A 20,000-nucleotide genomic window follows, 5' to 3' on the forward strand; every position below is an offset into this window, starting at 1 on the left:
GGACCGGTTACTTCGTGTTACTGCGTGCGCGATACTGGGATTGAACCAGTGACCTCTTCCGTGTCAGGGAAGCGCTCTCCCGCTGAGCTAATCGCGCGGGACGGTCCCAAACCCTACGGGACCGGTTACTTCGTGTTACTGCGTGCGCGATACTGGGATTGAACCAGTGACCTCTTCCGTGTCAGGGAAGCGCTCTCCCGCTGAGCTAATCGCGCTTGGAGGTGGAGACGGGATTTGAACCCGTGTAGACGGCTTTGCAGGCCGTTGCCTCGCCTCTCGGCCACTCCACCAGGAGTGCATATGGGGTTCGGGAAGATCCCCCACATCGAGCGGACGACGAGATTCGAACTCGCGACCCTCACCTTGGCAAGGTGATGCTCTACCAACTGAGCCACGTCCGCTTGTCGTTTCCGTTTCGCTTGCGCGTCCCGGCGACGTGTTGAACTCTAGCGGATTCCTGGGCCAGTACAAAAACGCGTTTGTGCAGCGTGCTGCGTTGCGCCTGGTCCGGACCCCGGCCGGGTCCGGGCGGATGTTCGCCCCCGGGTCACTCAGGGGCACCCCACCTGCACCGGCCCTAGACTCACAACCGTGCACGACCTCGCTCCTCTGGCCCGCTTCGGCCATCTCGTCGCCTCGGACCTGCGTGATGTCACCAGTGACCCCGAGGCCCTCGACTCCTCCGGCTTCTGGGCCGTCTCCGCAGACTTCGAGGGCCGCCTCGTCTGCGCCCGCTTCGCGGACGTCCGCACGCGGCCGGTCCCCGAACCCGTACCCGGCGCCTGGCAAGGCCCCGCCACCGGCGACTGGACGTCCTCTCTCGACCGCGCCGAGTACACGGCGGGAGTACGCCGCATCCGCGAGCACATCGCGGCCGGCGAGGTCTACCAGGCGAACCTCTGCCGTGTGCTGACCGCGCCGCTGCCCGACCCGGCGGCGGCCGACGTGGACGCGCTCACCGCGCTGCTCGCGCGCGGCAACCCCGCGCCCTACGCAGGAACGATCCGGCTGCCCGCGCACGGGGTGGAGATCGCGACCGCCTCGCCCGAACTGTTCCTGCGCCGTACCGGACGGGTCGTGGAGTCCGGGCCCATCAAGGGGACCGGGCGGACCGCGGCGGACCTCCTGGAGAAGGACCACGCCGAGAACGTGATGATCGTGGACCTCGTCCGCAACGACATGGGACGGGTCTGCGCCACCGGATCGGTGACCGTGCCCGCCCTGTGCGCCGTCGAGGAGCACCCCGGCCTCGTCCACCTCGTCTCCACCGTGCGCGGCGAACTGCGCGAGGGCGCGGGCTGGCGGGAGCTGCTCGGCGCCACGTTCCCGCCGGGCTCGGTCACCGGGGCGCCCAAGTCGAGCGCGCTGCGGATCATCGACGCCCTGGAGACCGCGCCCCGAGGCCCCTACTGCGGCGGCATCGGCTGGGTCGACGCCGACCGGGGCACCGCCGAGCTCGCCGTCGGCATACGTACCTTCTGGATCGACCGGCCGCACGGCGTGCTGCGCTTCGGCACCGGGGCGGGCATCACCTGGGGCTCGGACCCCGAGCGGGAGTGGGAGGAGACCGAGCTGAAGGCCTCGCGCCTCCTGACGGTAGCGTCGGGCGCGTATGCCCACAGCGGGCACAGGGGAAGGACCGCGTAAATGCAGATCTGGGTCAACGGCGCACTGCGGGACGCCGACGCCGCGCAGGTGTCCGTACTCGACCACGGGCTCACCGTGGGCGACGGCGTCTTCGAGACGGTGAAGGCGACCGGCGGGAGCACCTTCGCGCTCACCCGCCACCTCGACCGGCTGACCCGCTCGGCGCGCGGCCTCGGCCTGCCCGACCCGGACCTGGACGAGGTGCGGCGGGCCTGCGCGGCCGTCCTGGACGCGAACCCCGTGGCGCTCGGCCGGCTGCGGATCACCTACACCGGCGGGCTCTCGCCGCTCGGTTCCGACCGGGGGGACGCGGGCCCGACCCTGGTCGTCGCGCTCGGCGAGACCACGCGCAGGCCCGACACCACCGCGGTGATCACCGTCCCGTGGACCCGCAACGAGCACAGCGCGGTGGCCGGCCTGAAGACCACGTCGTACGCCGAGAACGTCGTCGCCCTCGCGAAGGCGCACGGGGCGGGCGCGTCCGAGGCCCTCTTCGCGAACACCGCGGGGCAGCTCTGCGAGGGCACCGGCTCCAATGTCTTCGTGGTCGTCGACGGGCGCCTGCACACCCCGCCGCTCGCCTCCGGCTGCCTCGGCGGGATCACTCGCGCGCTGACCGTCGAATGGGCCGGCGCGTACGAGACCGAGCTGTCGATGGACGTCCTGGAGAGCGCCGAGGAGATCTTCCTGACCTCCACGCTGCGCGACGTACAGGCCGTACGCCGCGTCGACGGGCGGCAGTTGGGCGCCGCGCCCGGTCCGGTCACGACGAAGGCGATGCGGATCTTCGACGAGCGGGCCGGATCGGATCTGGACCCGTAAAGCTGGTGACGGGCGGCGCCGGGGCAGGTACAACGGCCTTGATGACCACCACCATTCGGCCGACCGAGCCGCTCCAGCAGGGCGCCGACGGCGCCAAGTCGCGTACGTACGACGTGTGTGTGAACAGCCGACGCGTCGGACTGATCCGCATCGCCACCGACACCTCGTTCGGGCCCCGTATGGGCCGGATCGAAGAGCTCCGGATCGACGAGGCGGATCGGGGCCGGGGGCGAGGCACCGTCGCGGCCCTCGCCGCCGAGGAGGTGCTGCGCGGCTGGGGCTGCGGCCAGGTCCGCCTCTCGGTCCCGGCCGACGCCGAGGCGGCGCTGCGGATGGCCGGTGCCCTCGGCTATCTGGAGCGCAGCCGGAACATGGTCAAGCAACTCCCGCCCACAGCACCGGAGTTGCCCGCCTCAGTGGCCGGGCGGCCCATGCGCGCGGACGAGTTCGAGGACTGGCTGCGCGAGGCAGTGGAGAACTACGCGCGGGACTGGATCGAGCGGGGCGTGCCCGAGGCGGAGGCCCGGGACAGGTCCGCGGCGGAGCACCGCGCCCTGCTGCCGGACGGCGTCGCCACCGCCGGGGCGCACTTCCTGGTCCTTGAGGACCGGGGGAGCCCGGTCGGCAGTATCTGGGTGGCCCGGCGCTCGGCACCCCGGGAGGGCGCCTACGTCTACGACGTCGGGGTCGCCGAGGAGCACCGCGGCCGGGGCCACGGCCGCTCGCTGATGCTGCTCGCGGAACGCGTGGCGCTGGCCGACGGGACGGACACGCTGGGCCTGCACGTCTTCGCGGATAACACCCCGGCGCTGCGCCTGTACGAGTCCCTCGCCTACCGGGTCACCAGCTACAACCTCTACAAGCACCTGCTCTGAACTGCTCGGCTACTCGGCGAGCAGCCGGTCCGCGATCTCCTCGATGCGCTCGCGCAGCCCCTCCTGGCTCTTGCCGCCGTCCAGCCGCTCGTCGCCGATGACGTACGTCGGGGTGCCGCTCACGCCGATCGCCTTGCCCTCGGCCTGGTCGGCGTCGACGATCAGGATGTGCCGCCCGTCGATGAGGGCGGTCTCGAACTCGTCGGTGTCCAGGGCCAGTTCGCCGGCCGCCTCGATGAGGGCGGCCTCGCCCTGCTCGGCGAGGCGCCCGGTGCGGGCAAGCACGGCTTCGACGTACGGCCAGCCGTGGCCCTGCTCGAAGGCCTCCTCGGCGGCCTGGGCCGCGGCGAAGGCGTGCTTGTGCTTCTCCAGCGGGAAGTGCCGCAGCCGGATGTCGAGGCGGTCGCCGTAGCGGGCGCGCAGGGCGCGGATGTCGTCGAGGGCGCTGTGGCAGTCGGGGCACTGCAGCTCGCACCAGACGTCGAGGACGACGGGTCCCGCGGCGTTGGAGGGGGTGGTGTCGCTCATGGGGTCCAGTCTCCCAGCAACCGGGACCTGGGGAGGATCCTGCCCCCGAGATCTCCCTGAGGTCGCGGCCGACCGTGGCCCGCCGGGCGGGTTCCGGTGCAGGATGGAAGAAGCCATACCCCCCATGCCTGGAGGAACCGGATGCTTGCCGAGACCGTCTGCTCCGCCGTTTCCGCGGCCGGACTGGGCATCGCTGCCGTCACGGCGTACCGCAAGCGCTTCCTCGCGGCTACGCGCATCGCCGCCTACTCGCTCGTCCCCGTCGGCCTCGTCATGACCGGCGTCGTGCAGTGGGTGTCCGGCATCGTCTTCAAGCCGAGCGTGTGGCTGGGCTTCGGGCTGCTCGGCGTCGCCTGGCTGCTGTTCATGACCACCCGGGCCATCGAGCGGCGCGGCGGCGGCACCCGCAAGGAACGCAAGGCCGCTGCCGCCGCGCAGCGCGACGCGGTGGCCCCCGCGGCGTCCGCCCCCTCGCTCGGCGCGGGCCGCACGCCGACCGCCCAGCCCGTGCCGAAGGCGCAGGCCAAGCCCGCCGCGAGCGAGGACTTCAGCGACATCGAGGCCATCCTGAAGAAGCACGGCATCTGACGTTCCCCGGGCGCGCGGGGGCGCGGCGCCCGCGCGCGGCTCTGCCTCCGCGCGCCACAGGGCCGGGTTCGCGCTACAAGATCGGGCGAACTCCCGCTGCTTATGGGCGTGTTGGTATACCCATGCGGTCCGGCTGGGTCATCATCGCCCCGAGATGCTGGACACTTCCCAGGGCTCCACCCCTGCACCGACCGACAAGCCGAACGCGCCAGACCCGCAGGCGCGGGGCTGTCTCTTCGCGCTCTCCCAGCCGCCCCTGATGATCTTTCTGGGGGTGATCGGCTGTCTGCTGCTCATGGCAGCCGTGCATGATCTCTTTCTGCTCTGAGAGCCGGTGGCGTCTCAGGGCCTTTGGCTGAGGCGCCCGACGGCCCTCAGCCGGCGGCCTCCTTGCGCCGGGCCCGGTACGCGGCCACGTGCAGGCGGTTCCCGCAGGTGCGGCTGTCGCAGTAGCGGCGGGAGCGGTTGCGGGAGAGGTCCACGAAGGCCCGCCCGCAGTCCGGCGCCTCACACCTGCGCAGACGTTCCTGCTCGCCGGTGACCACGATGAAGGCGAGCGCCATGCCGCCGTCGGCGGCCAGGTGGTCGGCCACCGAGGCGCCGGGGGCGAAGTAGTGCACGTGCCAGTCGTAGCCGTCGTGATCGGTCAGCTGCGGGGTGGTGCCGGCCGAGGCGACCAGCTGGTTGACGAGCTCGGCGGCGCTGCGGGCGTCGGGCGCCGCGAAGATCTCCGCGAACCTGCTGCGGACGGCCTGGACGCCCAGGAGGTCACCGGTGGAGAGTCGCTCCACGCCGCTCACGCTGTGGTCCTGGACGAAGCCGTACAGCGCGTCCACGTCGGCGAGGCGGTCGCCCGCCTCGCTCTCCGGCGCGGTGTTCACCAGATCGACCACCATGTCGAGGGCGATCCGGGTGTCGTGAGGGATCAGCACGATTCGCTCCCTGGCCTGCGGCGGGCGGGCGCCCGTCGATGCTGGCCGACTCTAGCGGCTCGCGCGAACAGCGCACCGGCGCCGTCCCCCACGACGGCTTTCGTGGAGGACGGCGCCGATGACTGCCGTTATGTGGTTGTCCGCGCGGCGCCGTCGCCCCGAGTCGGACGGCGCCGTGCGGCTCTCGGCCTGGCCTCAGTTGTTCTCGGCCAGGATGTGCGAGAGTTCCGTGTCGAGATCGAAGTGACGGTGCTCGGTGCCGGGCGGCACCGCGGCGTCGGTCCGTTTCAGGAACGACTCCAGGGCCCGCGCCGGGGCTTCGAGCAGGGCTTCTCCTTCCGGCGAGCTCAGGGCGATACAGACGACGCCCTGGCCGTGACTGCGTGACGGCCAGACTCTGACGTCGCCGGTTCCGGTGGGCCGGTGCAGGCCCTCGGCGAGGAGATCGCGGGCGAAGACCCACTCGACGGTTTCCTCGGCTCCGGTGTGGAAGGTGGCATGCACGGCATAGGGATCGGCCGTGTCATACCGCAGGCCCGCGGGTACAGGCAGTGAGGACTCGCTCGACACAACGAGGCGCAGGTGCAGCTCGCAGCTGACCGTGGTGTTCATAAGCGCCAGGGCCTTTCGCTCAGTGTGCGCTCGGGGATTCGCACGTCGGCGAAATCGACATGCCACCTACGGTGCCGTTGTAAACCCCTCTGACCGTTTTGCAGGCGTTCACGTAGCTCGTACGGCGGACTATTACTTTGCGTCATTAGTCCATTTCGGTGAACCCGTTTCGAGACACCTGTCCGGTAGGTTGGGACACATGGATACGGGGAGTGACGAACGGGCCGCCGCGGCCCTCGGCTCGCGGGCGCCGGCGTTCATCAAGGCGTCCAGGCCGCTGCATCTGAGCTGGCAGGTCGGCGTTTTCGTGGTGGGGCTCGCGGTCGTGGCCGCGGGCATCGTGATGCTGCCGCTGCCGGGCCCCGGCTGGCTGGTGATCTTCGGCGGCATGGCGATCTGGGCGACCGAATTCGTGTGGGCCCAGCTCGTGCTCCGCTGGACCAGGCGGAAGGTCTCGGAGGCCGCGCAGAAGGCGCTCGACCCCAAGGTGCGGCGCCGCAACATCACCCTGACCGCGGTCGGCCTCGTGATCGTCGCCGTGCTCGTCGGCGTCTACGTGTGGAAGTTCGGCATCGTGATGCCATGGAAGATCAACGAGTGACCGCGCGTGGTCAAAGGCCCCGCTGACATGCGGTAATGTTTGCGGTGCGCCCGGGCGATTAGCTCAGTGGGAGAGCGCTTCGTTCACACCGAAGAGGTCACTGGTTCGAACCCAGTATCGCCCACCCGGACCGACGGCCCCGGAGATCATCTCGATCTCCGGGGCCGTCGGCGTTTCCCGCTCCCGCTTCCCGCAGACTGGGGCCATGGACTGGTGCCGCTACCGCTTCCGCAGCGTCTGGGACCTGCCCGCGCCGCCCGCCGCCGTGTACGCCGTCCTGGAGCGCGCCGAGGACTACCCGCGCTGGTGGCGCGAGGTCCGCGAGGTGACGCCCCTCGATGAGTGCGACGAGCGCACCGCCACCGCCCGGCTCCGCTCGCTCATCCCGTACGACCTGTTCGTCACCGCCCGCGAGAGTCGGCGCGATCCGGCGGGAGGGGTCCTGGAGGTCACGCTCGGCGGGGACCTCGAAGGGTGGGCGCGCTGGACGCTGTTCGCCCGCGACGGCGGAACGCGGGCCGTGTACGAGCAGGAGGTCGAGGTGCGCAAGCCCCTCATGCGGCGGCTCGCGGTGCCCGGCCGCCCGGCGTTCCGGGCCAATCACGCGCTGATGATGAGGTCGGGAAGGCGGGGGCTCGTCCGGCTTCTTGAAAAGGGGAAGTCGCGCGGAGCGCGTCGATGAGGGGCGGCGGCCGGGTGACGGGTGGGCGGTTTGAAAGCTGGGCCCGGGGGCCTGTATTGTTCAGTGCGTTCCCGGGCGATTAGCTCAGTGGGAGAGCGCTTCGTTCACACCGAAGAGGTCACTGGTTCGAACCCAGTATCGCCCACCGGGAAAGGCCGGTCCGTCCATGACGGACCGGCCTTTTTGCTGTCGACGCTCAGGCGGCCGCCGGGAGTTCGGGCCGCAGCGGCCACGCCGTGTCCACCAGTTCCGGGGTGCCCTGCCGGGTGAACCAGGCCTGCAGGCCGCGTGCCTGGGCCGCGTGCCAGGTCGCCTGGAGCGTGTGCAACTCCGTGGGCGTCAGCCGTTCCAGGCGGGACGCGAACCTGCGCCCCACCGCCCGTACGACCTCCAGGGCGGCCAGCGCGTCGGCGGCCGCGTCGTGTGCGCCCTCCAGCGTCACGCCGTAGTGCTCGCACAGGTCGGTCAGTGTGCGGCGGCCCTTGCGGTAGCGGTCCAGGTGCTTGTCCAGGACCCGGGGATCGAGGACGCGCAGCGGGTTCTGGCCCAGGTACTGGGAGAGGGAAGCCGCGCGGTGGCGCTTCAACTCCCGGTCGAGCAGCGTCAGATCGAACGGCGCGTTCATGATCACCAGTGGCCGGCCCGCCGCGCACTGCTCGGCCAGCGACCTCGCGATCTCCTCCATCACGGGGGCCGGCCAGCGCCCGTTCAGCTGGAGGTGTTCATCGGTCAGACCGTGCACCGCGGTGGCACCTGCCGGCACGGGTATGCCCGGGTTGACCAGCCAGCGCGTGGGGCGCGGCCGGGCGTCCGGGCCGTCCTGGATCACCAGCGCGGCCGAAACTATCCGGTCCCCCTCGACGTCCACCCCGGTGGTCTCGGTGTCGAACGCCGCCAGGGGACCCTCGTACCAGCACGTCATGTCTACTCAACTCCTCGCGCACTCCCGGCAGATGGCGTGCATCCCCTGCCCGAGTCCGTGATACCCGGGCCGTTTGCGACATACGCCGTTTGCGGGGGTCCGAGTACGGAGACAACACAAGTGACGGGGCTGGAGTTTGACGAACCGTCACGGGGAAAGTTCGGCACAGTTCCGGAAGGCATACGACAGCCATGGCGCTCGCGCAGCCCGATCCGGCCGCGCCCGGGCACGGTCTGCTGCCCGAGCGGATCGCACCGCTGCGCGGCTCGCTCGCCACCACCGCCTGCATGGAGACCCTTCAGGTGGGCCACCTGCACGCGGTGGCGGCGGCAGCGGGGTGTTCGCTGTCGCAGCCCTTTCCGGACAACGGGATCGACTGGCACGTGAGCCACAGCGCTCCCGGGCACACGGTCGACGACGAAGTGACGATCAAGGTGCAGCTCAAGTGCACGTACCAGATTCCGCCGCATCCGCCGGGCGGGGCCTTCTCCTTCACGCTGGACAACACCCACCTGGTGAAGCTGGCCCGCACGCCCGTCTCGGTGCACAAGATCCTGGTCGTGATGCTGGTGCCGAGAAGTCAGGACGAGTGGCTGCGCGCGGGCCACGACCGGCTGGCGCTGCGGCACTGCTGCTACTGGACCAATCTGGCCGGGCACCCGGTGACCGGCCGGCGCAGGACCACGGTGCGAATACCGACCTCGCGGATCTTCGACGACCGCGCGCTCTGCGAGATCATGACGCGGGTCGGGGCGGGAGGGAGACCCTGATGCGCTGGTCCGACGATGAGCTCGGCGGGATTGCGCCGGGGCCCGGCCAGGTCGATCCTGCGGTGCTCGGGGTGCTGCTCCAGCGGCACGGCTGGCGGCGGCGCGGGGGAGCGGCGGGGCGCTACGCGCGCTGGACGCCGCCCGGGGTGATCGGCTCCGGCATGAGTCTGCTCGTACCGGAGAGCCGGGCCTACCCCGACAGCGAGGACCTGCTCGGCGAGGCGCTGACCGCGCTCGCCCGCAGCGCGGCGCCCTCGGCACGCGAGGTGCTCGTCTCGCTCGCGGTGCCCAGCGACGAGGTGCGGTGGTGGCGCGAGGTGCCCGAGGGGCCGGCCGGCGTCGCCTCCTGGAGCGAGCAGGAACAACTGCGCGCCGCCGCCCATCGGATGCTGGTCGCGGGCGCACTCGCCGTGCGCGGCCCGGCCGGGTACTACGGCGCCCGCCACCGCAGGCAGGCCCTCGCCTCGCTGGAAGGCGTCCTCGTCGAGCCCGGACCGGGCGGCGGGCTCACCGCGTTCGTGCCGGCGGCGTCCGGGCGGCCCGCGGTGGTCCGGCTGTACGCGGCCCTCAACGCGGTACGGGACGCGGTCGACTACCAGCGCACCACGGGCGGCATGGAGGCCTTCGACGCGGCCGTGCGCGCGGGCGTCAGCAGAGAGCTGACCGAATCCCTGGTCGCCCTGGTGCGCGGCACCGAAGGCGTACGTGTCGCCCTCGAATGGGCACCGGCGGCGGGGGTGCCCGCCGGGTGCGCGGCCCGGCCCGAACCCGTCGACTTCTCGCCCGGCGACCTGCCCGCCCTGCGCGCGGCCGGCGCCCGCTACCTGAGCGACGAGCCGTCCCTGCCGGTGCGGATCACCGGCGCCGTGGTGCGGCTGCGTCGCTCGGGACCGCGCGGCTCCGGCGTCGTACGGCTGAGGGTGCTCGCCGGGGCGGAGGTCCCGCACGTGCGCATGGAGCTGGACGAGGAGGCGTACCGCATCGCCGGGCACGCGCATCTGGTCGGGCTGCCGATCCGGGTCGTGGGGCGCCTGGAGAGCAGGGGAGGATTCCGCCGGCTCTCCGCCGCCCGGGAGGTGACCCCGGTGCAGGTGGACGACGCCGAGCGGGACCGCCTGATGAAGTCCCTCCAGGAGAACCTCGACTTCTTCGAGGAGGCCTGCGGCGCGGAGGCGGACCCGGCGGCCGACTGAGAGCCCGGGTCCGAGCGGCCTCCGTATCCGTTGCGCGGCGTACCCCACCGGCTCGGTAGGATCGTCTCGCGTACGCGACACGCTGCGCACCCCCTACGGCAGGAGAAGTCCGGTGTCAGACGTCCGTGTGATCATCCAACGCGATTCCGAGCGGGAAGAGCGCGTGGTGACGACGGGCACTACGGCCGCCGAGCTCTTCGCCGGTGAGCGCACCATCGTCGCGGCCCGCGTGGCGGGCGAGCTGAAGGACCTCGCGTACGAGGTGCGGGACGGCGAGGAGGTCGAGCCCGTCGAGATCTCCTCCGAGGACGGCCTGAACATCCTGCGCCACTCGACCGCGCACGTCATGGCCCAGGCCGTGCAGGAGCTCCACCCCGAGGCCAAGCTCGGCATCGGCCCGCCGGTCCGCGACGGCTTCTACTACGACTTCGACGTCGAGAAGCCGTTCACGCCCGAGGACCTCAAGGCCATCGAGAAGAAGATGCAGGAGATCCAGAAGCGTGGCCAGCGCTTCTCCCGCCGCGTCACCACCGATGAGGCCGCCCGCGAGGAGCTCGCCGACGAGCCGTACAAGCTGGAGCTCATCGGGCTCAAGGGCAACGCCGCACAGGCCGCCGACGGCGCGGACGCGGAGGTCGGCTCCGGCGAGCTGACCATCTACGACAACCTCGACGCCAAGACCGGCGAGCTGTGCTGGAAGGACCTGTGCCGCGGTCCGCACCTGCCGACCACCCGCAACATCCCGGCGTTCAAGCTGATGCGCTCGGGCGGCGCGTACTGGCGCGGCAGCGAGAAGAACCCGATGCTGCAGCGCATCTACGGCACCGCCTGGCCGACCAAGGACGAGCTCAAGGCGCACCTCGAATTCCTCGCCGAGGCCGAGAAGCGCGACCACCGCAAGCTCGGTGCCGAGCTCGACCTGTTCTCCATCCCGGAGGAGCTGGGCTCCGGCCTCGCCGTCTTCCACCCCAAGGGCGGCATCGTCCGGCGGGAGATGGAGGCGTACTCGCGCAAGAAGCACGAGGACGCCGACTACGAGTTCGTGAACACCCCGCACATCTCCAAGGAAGAGCTCTTCGTCACCTCGGGGCACCTGCCGCACTACGGCGACGGCATGTTCCCGCCCGTGGAGTTCGACGGGCAGAACTACCGCCTCAAGGCGATGAACTGCCCGATGCACAACCTGATCTTCAAGGCGCGCGGCCGCTCCTACCGTGAACTGCCGCTGCGGCTGTTCGAGTTCGGCACGGTGTACCGGTACGAGAAGTCCGGCGTGGTGCACGGTCTGACCCGCGCGCGCGGCTTCACCCAGGACGACTCGCACATCTACTGCACCAAGGAGCAGATGCCGCAGGAGCTCGACTCGCTCCTGACCTTCGTGCTCGACCTGCTGCGCGACTACGGCCTGGACGACTTCGAGCTGGAGCTGTCCACCCGCGACCCGGAGTCGGACAAGTTCATCGGCTCCGACGAGGCCTGGGAGGAGGCCACCGAGGCGCTGCGCCTGGCGGCCGAGAAGCAGGGTCTTCCGCTGGTCCCGGACCCGGGTGGCGCGGCGTTCTACGGGCCGAAGATCTCGGTGCAGGCCAAGGACGCGATCGGGCGGTCCTGGCAGATGTCGACCATCCAGGTCGACTTCAACCAGCCCGAGCGGTTCGGCCTGGAGTACACCTCGACCGACGGCTCGAAGCAGCAGCCGGTCATGATCCACCGCGCCCTGTTCGGCTCCATCGAGCGCTTCTTCGCCGTGCTTCTGGAGCACTACGCGGGCGCGTTCCCGGCATGGCTCGCGCCCGTCCAGGCGGTCGGCATCCCGATCGGTGACGCCCACATCCCCTACCTCCAGGAGTTCGCCGCCGAGGCGAGGAAGAAGGGGCTGCGGGTCGAGGTGGACGCCTCCTCGGACCGGATGCAGAAGAAGATCCGCAACCAGCAGAAGCAGAAGGTTCCATTCATGATCATCGTCGGCGACGACGACATGAACGCGGGCACCGTCTCCTTCCGCTACCGCGACGGCTCGCAGGAGAACGGCATTCCGCGTGACGAGGCGATCGCGAAGATCGAGAAGGTCGTGGCGGAGCGGGCCCAGGTCTGACGTCCTGTCGTACGCCGTGAGGGCCCCCGGGAAGCTCGCCTTCCCGGGGGCCCTCACGCGTTCTGCCACCGCCAACCCGGGCGTCGCTCCGAAGCGGCGAAGTCATATGCTGCACACCATGACGAGTGAGCCGGAACAGCAGATCGGGGTCGGTGTCCAGGACGCGTTCCAGCGCCTGTGGACGCCCCACCGGATGGCGTACATCCAGGGCGAGAACAAGCCGACGGGGCCGGGCTCCGGCGATGGGTGTCCGTTCTGCTCGATCCCGGCGAAGTCGGACGAGGACGGGCTGATCATCAAGCGCGGTGAGCACGTGTACGCGGTGCTCAACCTGTACCCGTACAACGGCGGGCACCTCATGGTGGTGCCCTACCGTCACGTCGCCGACTACACGGAGCTGGACGGGGCCGAGACGCTTGAGCTCGCCGGCCTCACCAAGCAGGCGATGGTCGCGCTGCGCACCGCGTCGGGCGCGCACGGGTTCAACATCGGGATGAACCAGGGCACGGTCGCCGGTGCCGGGATCGCCGCCCATCTGCACCAGCACATCGTGCCGCGCTGGGGCGGCGACACCAACTTCATGCCGGTCGTCGGCCACACCAAGGTGCTGCCCCAACTCCTCGCGGACACCCGCAAGATGCTGGCCGACGCCTGGCCGGTGTGACGCCTACGCGTCGTACAGGTCCGCCTTCCGCGGCGCCGGGTCCTGGACCATGCCGCTGAGGATCATCGAGCGGTTGGTGAAGCGGTCGGTGTTCACCCCGTGCTCGTCGAGCACCTTCATCGCCGCGGAGTGCACCACCCGCAGCACGGGGGTGGCGGCCCGCATCGCGTCGTCGGCCATGAAGCGGTGGCGCCAGGGCTTGTCGGCCCAGGCGTGCCGAAGGCCGAACGGCTCGGGCAGCGCTATCTTGCCGCCCAGGTAGTCGAGCAGCGGCGGGTACCAGGTCAGCGGAGCCCGCGCGGCCAGGCGCACCACCTCGGTGGCGTCGACCAGGGGGAGCGCGATCGTCTTCTTCTCCCAGAACCTGAAGGTCTTGTCGACCTCCTTGGTCTTGGGCGCGGGCTTGGTGGTGAACAGGGCGTGCACCGGGCCGAGCGCGTGCCCGGTCACCTCGATCCGCAGCGTCTCGTGCAGCACGGTGACGGTGACCATCATGGTGATGACCAACTGGCCGTCCCAGAGCGTGAACTGGACGCCGAGGTAGTGCCGGTTGCCGCTGGAGAACTGCTGCTCGTTGCAGATCCGCTGGATCTCGTGGGCGCGCACCTGGAAGTTGTCGATGTCCTGGCCGCTGGGCCGTGACACCTCCTTGGCGCCCTCTCCGATCGGCGAGACCACCCAGTTCTTGATGGACGGGGTGGGGAAGCCGCCGGTGTGCAGGGGGCCGCGCTCCAGGAGCTGGAGACGGTCCTGGATGGCCCGTATGACGTCCCAGCTGCGAAAGCCGTGGATCTCCTTGCCGGCTTCCTTGGGCTCCAGTTCCTCCGCGAGCTGCCAGCTGCCCCAGCGGGTGCCCATGCCCAGTATTCCCTTGGGCCCCGCGTAGAAGACGATGTTGCTCTGGTCCTCGGCGGCCAGCTTGACCAGGGACTGGCGCAACTGTTCCGCGGAGCCCGCCGCCGAGCTCTTGGGCACCGCCTCGGGGATCTTGGCGCCGATGCCGCCGCCGCCCAGCAGGCTGTCCCAGCGTGAGCGCAGGTCCCGCGCGGTCTTCTCGCAGATGACCTTCGCCCAGTACCAGCCGACGATCGGGGCCACGATCATCGCGCGCAGGTACAGCGCGAGAAATCCGTGGAAGGGCAGCTTGACCAGGAAGATCACGGCGAGGATCCCCGCCGCCGCGAGCAGGATGCTGCCGAGCGCGCCGGCCCTCCGGTCCTTGGCCCCGGCCAGCGTGCGGCGCAGCTGGAAGATGCCGAGCCACAGCAGCAGCCCGGGCAGGAAGAGCAGCCCGAACACGACCATGACCAGGGTGAGTCTGGTGTCCCGCTCCTTGCGGATGCGGATCGAGGCCAGGCAGTGCTCGACGATGGTCCCCGGCTCGGTGCCGAAGGACTGGATAATGCCCTTGCGGGTGGCGCCGAGCATCCGGGACTGCACGGCGCGCGAGAACGCCTCGCCGAGGTTGGGTTCGAAGAGCGACAGCTTGCCCTTCTTCACCTCGGACTCGTGCCACTCGCTGTTGGCCTTGAGTATGTCCTCGACCGGGCTGTCCCGGTACGCCGCCGAGGCGAGCGCCTGGGTCGCGGCCGTCTGTCCCGCCGACCCCTGAAGCGGCACCTGTGGCCTGGGCAAGAAGTCGAAGAATGGCTCTTCCGTCGTCACTGCCGCCCCCATCGCCGCACACCGTCGCTCTGCGACCCGTTCCCGACCGCCGCGCCCCGCACACCTGCTGAGCTGCGACCACAGCGTATCGGGGTCACAGCCTGCCCGTCAGGGGACATCGGAATGCCGCCCACCGCAAGGAGATTGCGATGGGCGGCATTCTGATGACCTGTCAACTACCGCCCTTCTTCTGCCTGTTCGCGAATTTTGTCGGCGAGCTGGGGCGGCATCGGCTCGTGCCGCGCGTAGTTGCGGCTGAACCGTCCGGTGCCGTGGGAGAGGGACCTCAGGTCGAGCGCGTACCGGCCGATCTCGATCTCCGGGATCTCGGCGCGCACCAGCGTCCGGCCCGGGCCCGCCTGTTCGGTGCCGACCACCCGGCCGCGCCGCCCGGACAGGTCGCTCATCACCGGGCCCACGTAGTCGTCGGAGACCAGGACCTGGACCTCGGCGACCGGTTCGAGCAGATGGATGCGGGCCTCGGCAGCCGCCTCCCGCAGCGCGAGCGCGCCCGCGGTCTGGAACGCCGCGTCGGAGGAGTCCACCGAGTGCGCCTTGCCGTCCAGGAGCGTGACGCGCACGTCGACCAGCGGATATCCCGCGGCCACGCCCTTCGCCGCCTGGGCCCGTACGCCCTTCTCGACGGACGGGATGAACTGGCGCGGGACCGAGCCGCCGACCACCTTGTCCACGAACTCGATGCCGCTGCCCGGTGGCAGCGGCTCCACGTCGATCTCGCAGATCGCGAACTGGCCGTGCCCGCCGGACTGTTTGACGTGCCGGCCGCGCCCCGCCGCCTTCGCGCCGAAGGTCTCGCGCAGCGACACCTTGTGCGGTACGACGTCGACCTGGACGCCGTACCTGCTGCGCAGCCGCTCCAGGGCGACCTCCTTGTGGGCCTCGCCCAGGCACCACAGGACGAGCTGGTGGGTGTGCGGGTTCTGTTCGAGACGCATCGTGGGGTCCTCGGCGACAAGGCGCGAGAGACCCTGCGAGAGTTTGTCCTCGTCGGCCTTGCTGTGCGCCTCGATGGCCAGCGGGAGAAGCGGGTCGGGCATGTCCCAGGGCGCCATCAGGAGCGGATCGTCCTTGCTGGACAGGGTGTCGCCGGTCTCGGCCCGGGACAGCTTCGCCACGCACGCGAGGTCGCCCGCGACGCACTTGGTGAGCGTGCGCTGCTGCTTGCCGAACGGTGAGGACAGCGCGCCGATCCGCTCGTCGACGTCGTGGTCCTCGTGGCCGCGGTCCTCCATGCCGTGGCCGGACACGTGCACCGTCTCGTCGGGGCGCAGGGTGCCGGAGAAGACCCGCACCAGGCTGATCCGGCCCACGTACGGGTCGGACGAGGTCTTGATCACCTCGGCGACCAGCGGGCCCTCCACCGAGCACGAGGGCGTCGGACGCGGCCTGCCCTGCGGGGTCGTGATCTCCGGCGCCGCCCGCTCCAGAGGGGAGGGGAAGCCGCCGGTGACGAGTTCGAGGAGCTCGATCGTGCCGAGGCCCTGTTTGGCGCCCTCGGCGGCCGGCGCCGCGGCCAGGACCGGGTGGAAGGTGCCGCGCGCCACCGCCCGTTCCAGGTCCGCCACCAACGTCTTGAAATCGATGTCCTCGCCGCCGAGGTAGCGGTCCATGAGGGTCTCGTCCTCGCTCTCCGCGATGATCCCCTCGATGAGCCGATTGCGGGCCTCCTCGATCAGCGGGAGCTGGTCCGCGTCCGGCTGGGTCTCCTTGCGCTCGCCGGACTCGTAGTCGAAGACCCGCCGCGAGAGCAGCCCGGCCAGGCCCGTCACCGGCGCGTGCCCGTCCGGGCCCGCCGCGCCGTGCACCGGGAGGTACAGCGGGAGCACCGCGTCGGGGTCGTCGCCGCCGAAGGCCTCGGCGCAGATCCCGGTCATCGCGTCGAAGTCGGCGCGGGCCGCCTCCAGGTGCGTGACCACGATCGCGCGCGGCATCCCGACGGCCGCGCACTCGTCCCAGACCATCCGGGTCGAGCCGTCCACGCCGTCCGCCGCCGAGACGACGAAAAGGGCCGCGTCCGCCGCTCGCAGACCGGCCCTGAGTTCCCCGACGAAGTCGGCGTATCCGGGGGTGTCCAAGATATTGATCTTGAAACCACCCCATTCGACCGGAACCAGCGACAGCTGTACGGAGCGCTGCTGCCGGTGCTCGATCTCGTCGTAGTCGGAGACGGTCCCGCCGTCCTCGACCCGGCCCGCGCGGTTGACGGCCCCGGCCGCCAGCGCGAGCGCTTCCACCAAGGTGGTCTTCCCGGATCCGCTGTGGCCGACCAGCACCACGTTCCGTACGGATGAGGGGTGGTCGGCCGCTGTAGCCCTGCCGGCGGCCCCGGGGTGTGCGTTTGCCTTGTCGCCCATGTCCGTTCCTCCCGGTTTCGTGCGCGGTGAGGTGGTGAGGGGGCGCGGACACGCGGACTCCGCGTGCGGAGGCGGCATCTGCGACGCCCGCGGTAATTCGAGCTTTCCACTCCGGTCACTGTGCGTCCATACGTCGTACGGGACCGCACGCGGACAGTGGCCCGCCGGTCACCCGGCGGGTGCCCGGCGGTGCGGCCCCGCAGTCGTGGCTACGATGGGTCGGCCGGTGGCCAGCAGGGGCCGCGCGGCCACACCGACCCCTCGGGAAGGCCATGCTGAACAAGTACGCGCGTGCATTCTTCACGCGTGTCCTCACGCCGTTCGCCGCATTTCTGCTCCGCCGCGGAGTCAGCCCCGACGCGGTGACCCTCATCGGTACGGCCGGAGTGATGGCGGGTGCGCTGGTCTTCTTCCCCCGTGGAGAGTTCTTCTGGGGCACGATCGTCATCACCCTCTTCGTCTTCTCCGACCTGGTCGACGGCAACATGGCCCGCCAGGCCGGGATCTCCAGCCGCTGGGGCGCCTTCCTCGACTCGACGCTCGACCGGGTCGCGGACGGCGCGATCTTCGGCGGCTTCGCCCTCTGGTACGCCGGGCGGGGCGACGACAACGCGCTGTGCGCGGTGGCCATCTTCTGCCTGGCCAGCGGCCAGGTGGTCTCGTACACCAAGGCGCGCGGCGAGGCGATCGGGCTGCCCGTCGCGGTCAACGGCCTGGTGGAGCGCGCCGAGCGGCTCGTGATCTCGCTGGTGGCCGCGGGCCTGGCCGGACTGCACACGTTCGGCGTGCCGGGCATCCAGGTGCTGCTCCCCATCGCGCTGTGGATCGTCGCCGTCGGCAGCCTCGTCACGCTGATCCAGCGCGTGGTGACGGTCCGCCGGGAGTCCGCCGAGGCCGACGCGCAGGCGGCCAGTGAGGCGGGCGCATGAAGGACAGGCTGACCGACGCGCTGTACGGACTTGGCTGGGCCACCGTCAAAAAGCTGCCGGAACCCGTCGCGAACGGGCTCGGCCGGCGCATCGCCGACCAGGTGTGGAAGCGGCGCGGCAAGAGCGTGCTGCGCCTGGAGTCCAACCTGGCGCGGGTCGTCCCCGACGCCACCCCGGAGCGGCTCGCGGCCCTCTCGCAGGCCGGCATGCGCTCCTACATGCGGTACTGGATGGAGTCCTTCCGGCTGCCCGCGTGGAGCAAGGAGCGGATGAAGAACGGCTTCGTTCCGGAGGACGTCCACTATTTGACAGAGGGCCTCGCCTCCGGGCGGGGCGTCGTCCTCGCCCTGCCGCACATGGGCAACTACGACCTCGCGGGCGCCTGGGTGACCACCAAGCTGGACACCCCCTTCACCACGGTCGCCGAGCGCCTCAAGCCCGAGACGCTGTACGACCGCTTCGTCGCCTACCGCGAGGGCCTCGGCATGGAGGTCCTGCCCCACGTCGGCGGCGCCGCCTTCGGCACGCTGGCCCGGCGGCTGCGCGCGGGCGGCCTGGTCTGCCTGGTCGCCGACCGCGACCTGTCGGCGTCCGGCGTCGAGGTCAAGTTCTTCGGCGAGGCGACCCGGATGCCCGCGGGGCCGGCCCTGCTGGCCCAGCAGACCGGCGCGCTGCTCCTTCCGGTGACGCTCTGGTACGACGACTCACCCATCATGAAGGGCCGGGTGCACCCGCCCGTCGAGGTGCCCGAGGCAGGTGACCGGGCTTCGAAGACATCCTCGATGACGCAGGCGCTGGCCGATGCCTTCGCCACCGGAATCGCCGATCACCCGGAGGACTGGCACATGCTGCAACGGCTGTGGCTCGCCGACCTTGAGGAGCGACGGCCGTGAAGATCGGCATCGTCTGCCCGTACTCGTGGGACGTCCCCGGCGGCGTCCAGTTCCACATCAGGGACCTCGCCGAGCACCTCATCCGCCTCGGCCACGAGGTCTCGGTCCTCGCCCCCGCCGACGACGAGACCCCGCTGCCGCCCTACGTCGTCTCGGCGGGCCGGGCCGTCCCGGTCCCGTACAACGGCTCGGTGGCGCGGCTCAACTTCGGGTTCCTGTCGGCCGCGCGCGTGCGGCGCTGGCTGCACGACGGCACCTTCGACGTCATCCACATCCACGAGCCGGCCTCGCCCTCGCTCGGGCTGCTCTCGTGCTGGGCGGCGCAGGGCCCCATCGTGGCGACCTTCCACACCTCCAACCCCCGCTCCCGCGCGATGATCGCGGCGTACCCGATCCTGCAGCCCGCCCTGGAGAAGATCAGCGCGCGCATCGCGGTCAGCGAGTACGCGCGGCGCACCCTGGTCGAACACCTCGGCGGCGACGCGGTGGTGATCCCCAACGGCGTCGACGTCGACTTCTTCGCGAAGGCCGAGCCCAAGGAGGAGTGGCAGGGGCAGACCCTCGGCTTCATAGGGCGCATCGACGAGCCCCGCAAGGGCCTGCCGGTCCTCATGAAGGCGTTCCCCAAGATCCTGGCGGAGCGCCCGGAGACCCGGCTGCTCGTCGCGGGCCGGGGCGACGAGGAGGAGGCGGTGGCGTCCCTGCCGCCCGAGATGCGCTCCCGGGTCGAGTTCCTGGGCATGGTGAGCGACGAGGACAAGGCGCGGCTGCTGCGCAGCGTGGACGTGTACGTCGCCCCCAACACCGGAGGCGAGAGCTTCGGGATCATCCTGGTCGAGGCGCTGTCGGCGGGCGCCCCGGTCCTCGCCAGCGACCTGGACGCCTTCGCACAGGTCCTGGACCAGGGCGCGGCGGGCGACCTGTTCGCCAACGAGGACGCGGACGCGCTGGCCTCGGCGGCCGTACGCCTGCTCGCCGACCCGGCTCGCCGCGCGGGCCTGAGCGAACGCGGCTCGGCGCATGTGCGGCGCTTCGACTGGGCGACGGTCGGCGCGGACATCCTCGCGGTGTACGAGACGGTGACGCACGGGGCGGCGGCGGTGGCCACGGACGAACGCACCGGATTCCGGGCGCGGTTCGGGCTGGCCAGGGACTGAGAGCCTGTGTCTCAACCCCGCCCGGGCCCGCGCGGGGTTGAGACACAGGC

At 70.8% G+C, this 20,000-nt stretch carries 20 protein-coding genes and 6 tRNA genes; 16 read left to right on the forward strand and 10 right to left on the reverse strand.

What is annotated here, in order from left to right:
• Positions 1-25 precede the first annotated feature (25 nt).
• The 4 genes from ACWC2B_RS36780 to ACWC2B_RS36795 all read right to left on the reverse strand — a co-directional run bounded on the left by ACWC2B_RS36780 (position 26) and on the right by ACWC2B_RS36795 (position 401).
• Positions 26-97: transfer RNA gene (locus tag ACWC2B_RS36780), tRNA-Val, on the reverse strand.
• A gap of 46 nt (positions 98-143) precedes the next feature.
• Positions 144-215, reverse strand: a tRNA-Val gene (locus tag ACWC2B_RS36785).
• Position 216: 1 nt separating this feature from the next.
• Positions 217-290 (reverse strand) — tRNA-Cys (locus ACWC2B_RS36790).
• Between the two features lie 38 nt (positions 291-328).
• Positions 329-401 (reverse strand) — tRNA-Gly (locus tag ACWC2B_RS36795).
• Between the two features lie 190 nt (positions 402-591).
• Between ACWC2B_RS36795 and ACWC2B_RS36800 the strand changes: the two genes are divergently transcribed.
• The 3 genes from ACWC2B_RS36800 to ACWC2B_RS36810 are packed head-to-tail and all read left to right on the forward strand — an operon-like array spanning position 592 to position 3,344.
• Positions 592-1,647 (forward strand): chorismate-binding protein, encoded by a 1,056-nt coding sequence (locus ACWC2B_RS36800; RefSeq protein WP_450724496.1) that lies wholly within the window; start codon positions 592-594, stop codon positions 1,645-1,647.
• Positions 1,648-2,469, forward strand: a complete 822-nt coding sequence (locus tag ACWC2B_RS36805; protein WP_450724498.1) for an aminotransferase class IV — start codon at positions 1,648-1,650, stop codon at positions 2,467-2,469. It begins immediately after the preceding gene.
• A gap of 41 nt (positions 2,470-2,510) precedes the next feature.
• Positions 2,511-3,344 carry a GNAT family N-acetyltransferase gene (locus ACWC2B_RS36810; protein ID WP_450724500.1) on the forward strand — a complete coding sequence of 278 codons (834 nt, stop codon included), beginning with the start codon at positions 2,511-2,513 and terminating at the stop codon, positions 3,342-3,344.
• A 9-nt stretch (positions 3,345-3,353) separates the two neighbouring features.
• Here ACWC2B_RS36810 and ACWC2B_RS36815 read toward each other — a convergent pair whose 3' ends face one another.
• Positions 3,354-3,872: a DsbA family protein gene (locus ACWC2B_RS36815; protein ID WP_450724502.1), complete on the reverse strand. Its 519-nt coding sequence runs from the start codon at positions 3,870-3,872 to the stop codon at positions 3,354-3,356.
• A 141-nt stretch (positions 3,873-4,013) separates the two neighbouring features.
• Here ACWC2B_RS36815 and ACWC2B_RS36820 point away from each other — a divergent pair, with 141 nt between their 5' ends.
• Both ACWC2B_RS36820 and ACWC2B_RS36825 read left to right on the forward strand, forming a co-directional pair.
• On the forward strand, positions 4,014-4,460 hold the full coding sequence (locus ACWC2B_RS36820; RefSeq protein ID WP_450724504.1) for a hypothetical protein: 447 nt from the start codon (positions 4,014-4,016) through the stop codon (positions 4,458-4,460).
• A gap of 154 nt (positions 4,461-4,614) precedes the next feature.
• A complete protein-coding gene (locus tag ACWC2B_RS36825; RefSeq protein WP_344376026.1) occupies positions 4,615-4,788 on the forward strand; it encodes a hypothetical protein in 174 nt (57 codons plus the stop codon).
• Between the two features lie 46 nt (positions 4,789-4,834).
• Here ACWC2B_RS36825 and ACWC2B_RS36830 read toward each other — a convergent pair whose 3' ends face one another.
• Together ACWC2B_RS36830 and ACWC2B_RS36835 are read right to left on the reverse strand one after the other, a co-directional pair.
• Complete coding sequence (locus ACWC2B_RS36830) at positions 4,835-5,392, reverse strand: CGNR zinc finger domain-containing protein (RefSeq protein WP_450724506.1); 558 nt, start codon at positions 5,390-5,392, stop codon at positions 4,835-4,837.
• Positions 5,393-5,587: 195 nt separating this feature from the next.
• On the reverse strand, positions 5,588-6,004 hold the full coding sequence (locus tag ACWC2B_RS36835; protein WP_053723613.1) for an SsgA family sporulation/cell division regulator: 417 nt from the start codon (positions 6,002-6,004) through the stop codon (positions 5,588-5,590).
• Between the two features lie 199 nt (positions 6,005-6,203).
• Between ACWC2B_RS36835 and ACWC2B_RS36840 the strand changes: the two genes are divergently transcribed.
• From ACWC2B_RS36840 to ACWC2B_RS36855, 4 genes are all read left to right on the forward strand, one after another.
• Positions 6,204-6,605, forward strand: coding sequence for a TIGR02611 family protein (locus ACWC2B_RS36840; RefSeq protein WP_450724508.1), 402 nt, complete (start codon positions 6,204-6,206; stop codon positions 6,603-6,605).
• Between the two features lie 52 nt (positions 6,606-6,657).
• Positions 6,658-6,729: transfer RNA gene (locus ACWC2B_RS36845), tRNA-Val, on the forward strand.
• An 81-nt stretch (positions 6,730-6,810) separates the two neighbouring features.
• A complete protein-coding gene (locus ACWC2B_RS36850; RefSeq protein ID WP_450724510.1) occupies positions 6,811-7,287 on the forward strand; it encodes an SRPBCC family protein in 477 nt (158 codons plus the stop codon).
• A gap of 73 nt (positions 7,288-7,360) precedes the next feature.
• Positions 7,361-7,432, forward strand: a tRNA-Val gene (locus ACWC2B_RS36855).
• A gap of 51 nt (positions 7,433-7,483) precedes the next feature.
• On the opposite strand, the gene ACWC2B_RS36860 is transcribed toward ACWC2B_RS36855, so the two are convergent.
• Positions 7,484-8,209 (reverse strand): exonuclease domain-containing protein, encoded by a 726-nt coding sequence (locus ACWC2B_RS36860; protein WP_450724512.1) that lies wholly within the window; start codon positions 8,207-8,209, stop codon positions 7,484-7,486.
• 191 nt (positions 8,210-8,400) lie between these two features.
• Here ACWC2B_RS36860 and ACWC2B_RS36865 point away from each other — a divergent pair, with 191 nt between their 5' ends.
• From ACWC2B_RS36865 to ACWC2B_RS36880, 4 genes are all read left to right on the forward strand, one after another.
• Positions 8,401-8,979: a DUF4365 domain-containing protein gene (locus tag ACWC2B_RS36865; protein WP_450724514.1), complete on the forward strand. Its 579-nt coding sequence runs from the start codon at positions 8,401-8,403 to the stop codon at positions 8,977-8,979.
• The gene (locus tag ACWC2B_RS36870) at positions 8,979-10,172 is read left to right on the forward strand and encodes a hypothetical protein (RefSeq protein ID WP_450724516.1); all 1,194 of its coding nucleotides are present in this window, start codon (positions 8,979-8,981) and stop codon (positions 10,170-10,172) included. The genes ACWC2B_RS36865 and ACWC2B_RS36870 overlap by 1 nt, the downstream gene beginning before the upstream one ends.
• 112 nt (positions 10,173-10,284) lie before the next feature.
• Positions 10,285-12,267, forward strand: coding sequence for a threonine--tRNA ligase (gene thrS, locus ACWC2B_RS36875; protein ID WP_450724518.1), 1,983 nt, complete (start codon positions 10,285-10,287; stop codon positions 12,265-12,267).
• A gap of 106 nt (positions 12,268-12,373) precedes the next feature.
• A complete protein-coding gene (locus ACWC2B_RS36880) occupies positions 12,374-12,931 on the forward strand; it encodes an HIT family protein (protein ID WP_450724520.1) in 558 nt (185 codons plus the stop codon).
• Positions 12,932-12,934: 3 nt separating this feature from the next.
• On the opposite strand, the gene ACWC2B_RS36885 is transcribed toward ACWC2B_RS36880, so the two are convergent.
• Together ACWC2B_RS36885 and ACWC2B_RS36890 are read right to left on the reverse strand one after the other, a co-directional pair.
• On the reverse strand, positions 12,935-14,608 hold the full coding sequence (locus ACWC2B_RS36885) for a hypothetical protein (protein ID WP_450724522.1): 1,674 nt from the start codon (positions 14,606-14,608) through the stop codon (positions 12,935-12,937).
• A gap of 164 nt (positions 14,609-14,772) precedes the next feature.
• Positions 14,773-16,971, reverse strand: coding sequence for an elongation factor G-like protein EF-G2 (locus ACWC2B_RS36890; protein ID WP_450724524.1), 2,199 nt, complete (start codon positions 16,969-16,971; stop codon positions 14,773-14,775).
• Between the two features lie 272 nt (positions 16,972-17,243).
• Here ACWC2B_RS36890 and pgsA point away from each other — a divergent pair, with 272 nt between their 5' ends.
• Genes pgsA through ACWC2B_RS36905 form a run of 3 tightly spaced genes read left to right on the forward strand, consistent with a single transcriptional unit; the run spans position 17,244 to position 19,950 of the window.
• On the forward strand, positions 17,244-17,900 hold the full coding sequence (pgsA, locus tag ACWC2B_RS36895; protein WP_450724526.1) for a phosphatidylinositol phosphate synthase: 657 nt from the start codon (positions 17,244-17,246) through the stop codon (positions 17,898-17,900).
• Positions 17,897-18,793, forward strand: a complete 897-nt coding sequence (locus ACWC2B_RS36900) for a phosphatidylinositol mannoside acyltransferase (RefSeq protein ID WP_450724528.1) — start codon at positions 17,897-17,899, stop codon at positions 18,791-18,793. The genes pgsA and ACWC2B_RS36900 overlap by 4 nt, the downstream gene beginning before the upstream one ends.
• Positions 18,790-19,950 carry a glycosyltransferase family 4 protein gene (locus ACWC2B_RS36905; RefSeq protein WP_450724530.1) on the forward strand — a complete coding sequence of 387 codons (1,161 nt, stop codon included), beginning with the start codon at positions 18,790-18,792 and terminating at the stop codon, positions 19,948-19,950. The genes ACWC2B_RS36900 and ACWC2B_RS36905 overlap by 4 nt, the downstream gene beginning before the upstream one ends.
• Positions 19,951-20,000: the final 50 nt, after the last annotated feature.

Source organism: Streptomyces sp. NPDC001415 (assembly GCF_053597395.1).

Excerpts from the sequence above, each read along its gene's own strand:
- ACWC2B_RS36885 (WP_450724522.1), bottom strand. The coding sequence starts at position 14,608 with ATGGGGGCGGCAGTGACGACGGAAGAGCCATTCTTCGACTTCTTGCCC.
- ACWC2B_RS36890 (WP_450724524.1), bottom strand. The coding sequence starts at position 16,971 with ATGGGCGACAAGGCAAACGCACACCCCGGGGCCGCCGGCAGGGCTACA.
- ACWC2B_RS36865 (WP_450724514.1), top strand. The coding sequence starts at position 8,401 with ATGGCGCTCGCGCAGCCCGATCCGGCCGCGCCCGGGCACGGTCTGCTG.
- ACWC2B_RS36870 (WP_450724516.1), top strand. The coding sequence starts at position 8,979 with ATGCGCTGGTCCGACGATGAGCTCGGCGGGATTGCGCCGGGGCCCGGC.
- ACWC2B_RS36835 (WP_053723613.1), bottom strand. The coding sequence starts at position 6,004 with ATGAACACCACGGTCAGCTGCGAGCTGCACCTGCGCCTCGTTGTGTCG.
- ACWC2B_RS36860 (WP_450724512.1), bottom strand. The coding sequence starts at position 8,209 with ATGACGTGCTGGTACGAGGGTCCCCTGGCGGCGTTCGACACCGAGACC.
- ACWC2B_RS36850 (WP_450724510.1), top strand. The coding sequence starts at position 6,811 with ATGGACTGGTGCCGCTACCGCTTCCGCAGCGTCTGGGACCTGCCCGCG.
- ACWC2B_RS36900 (WP_450724528.1), top strand. The coding sequence starts at position 17,897 with ATGAAGGACAGGCTGACCGACGCGCTGTACGGACTTGGCTGGGCCACC.
- ACWC2B_RS36880 (WP_450724520.1), top strand. The coding sequence starts at position 12,374 with ATGCTGCACACCATGACGAGTGAGCCGGAACAGCAGATCGGGGTCGGT.
- ACWC2B_RS36810 (WP_450724500.1), top strand. The coding sequence starts at position 2,511 with ATGACCACCACCATTCGGCCGACCGAGCCGCTCCAGCAGGGCGCCGAC.
- ACWC2B_RS36805 (WP_450724498.1), top strand. The coding sequence starts at position 1,648 with ATGCAGATCTGGGTCAACGGCGCACTGCGGGACGCCGACGCCGCGCAG.
- ACWC2B_RS36815 (WP_450724502.1), bottom strand. The coding sequence starts at position 3,872 with ATGAGCGACACCACCCCCTCCAACGCCGCGGGACCCGTCGTCCTCGAC.
- ACWC2B_RS36825 (WP_344376026.1), top strand. The coding sequence starts at position 4,615 with ATGCTGGACACTTCCCAGGGCTCCACCCCTGCACCGACCGACAAGCCG.
- ACWC2B_RS36840 (WP_450724508.1), top strand. The coding sequence starts at position 6,204 with ATGGATACGGGGAGTGACGAACGGGCCGCCGCGGCCCTCGGCTCGCGG.
- pgsA (WP_450724526.1), top strand. The coding sequence starts at position 17,244 with ATGCTGAACAAGTACGCGCGTGCATTCTTCACGCGTGTCCTCACGCCG.
- ACWC2B_RS36820 (WP_450724504.1), top strand. The coding sequence starts at position 4,014 with ATGCTTGCCGAGACCGTCTGCTCCGCCGTTTCCGCGGCCGGACTGGGC.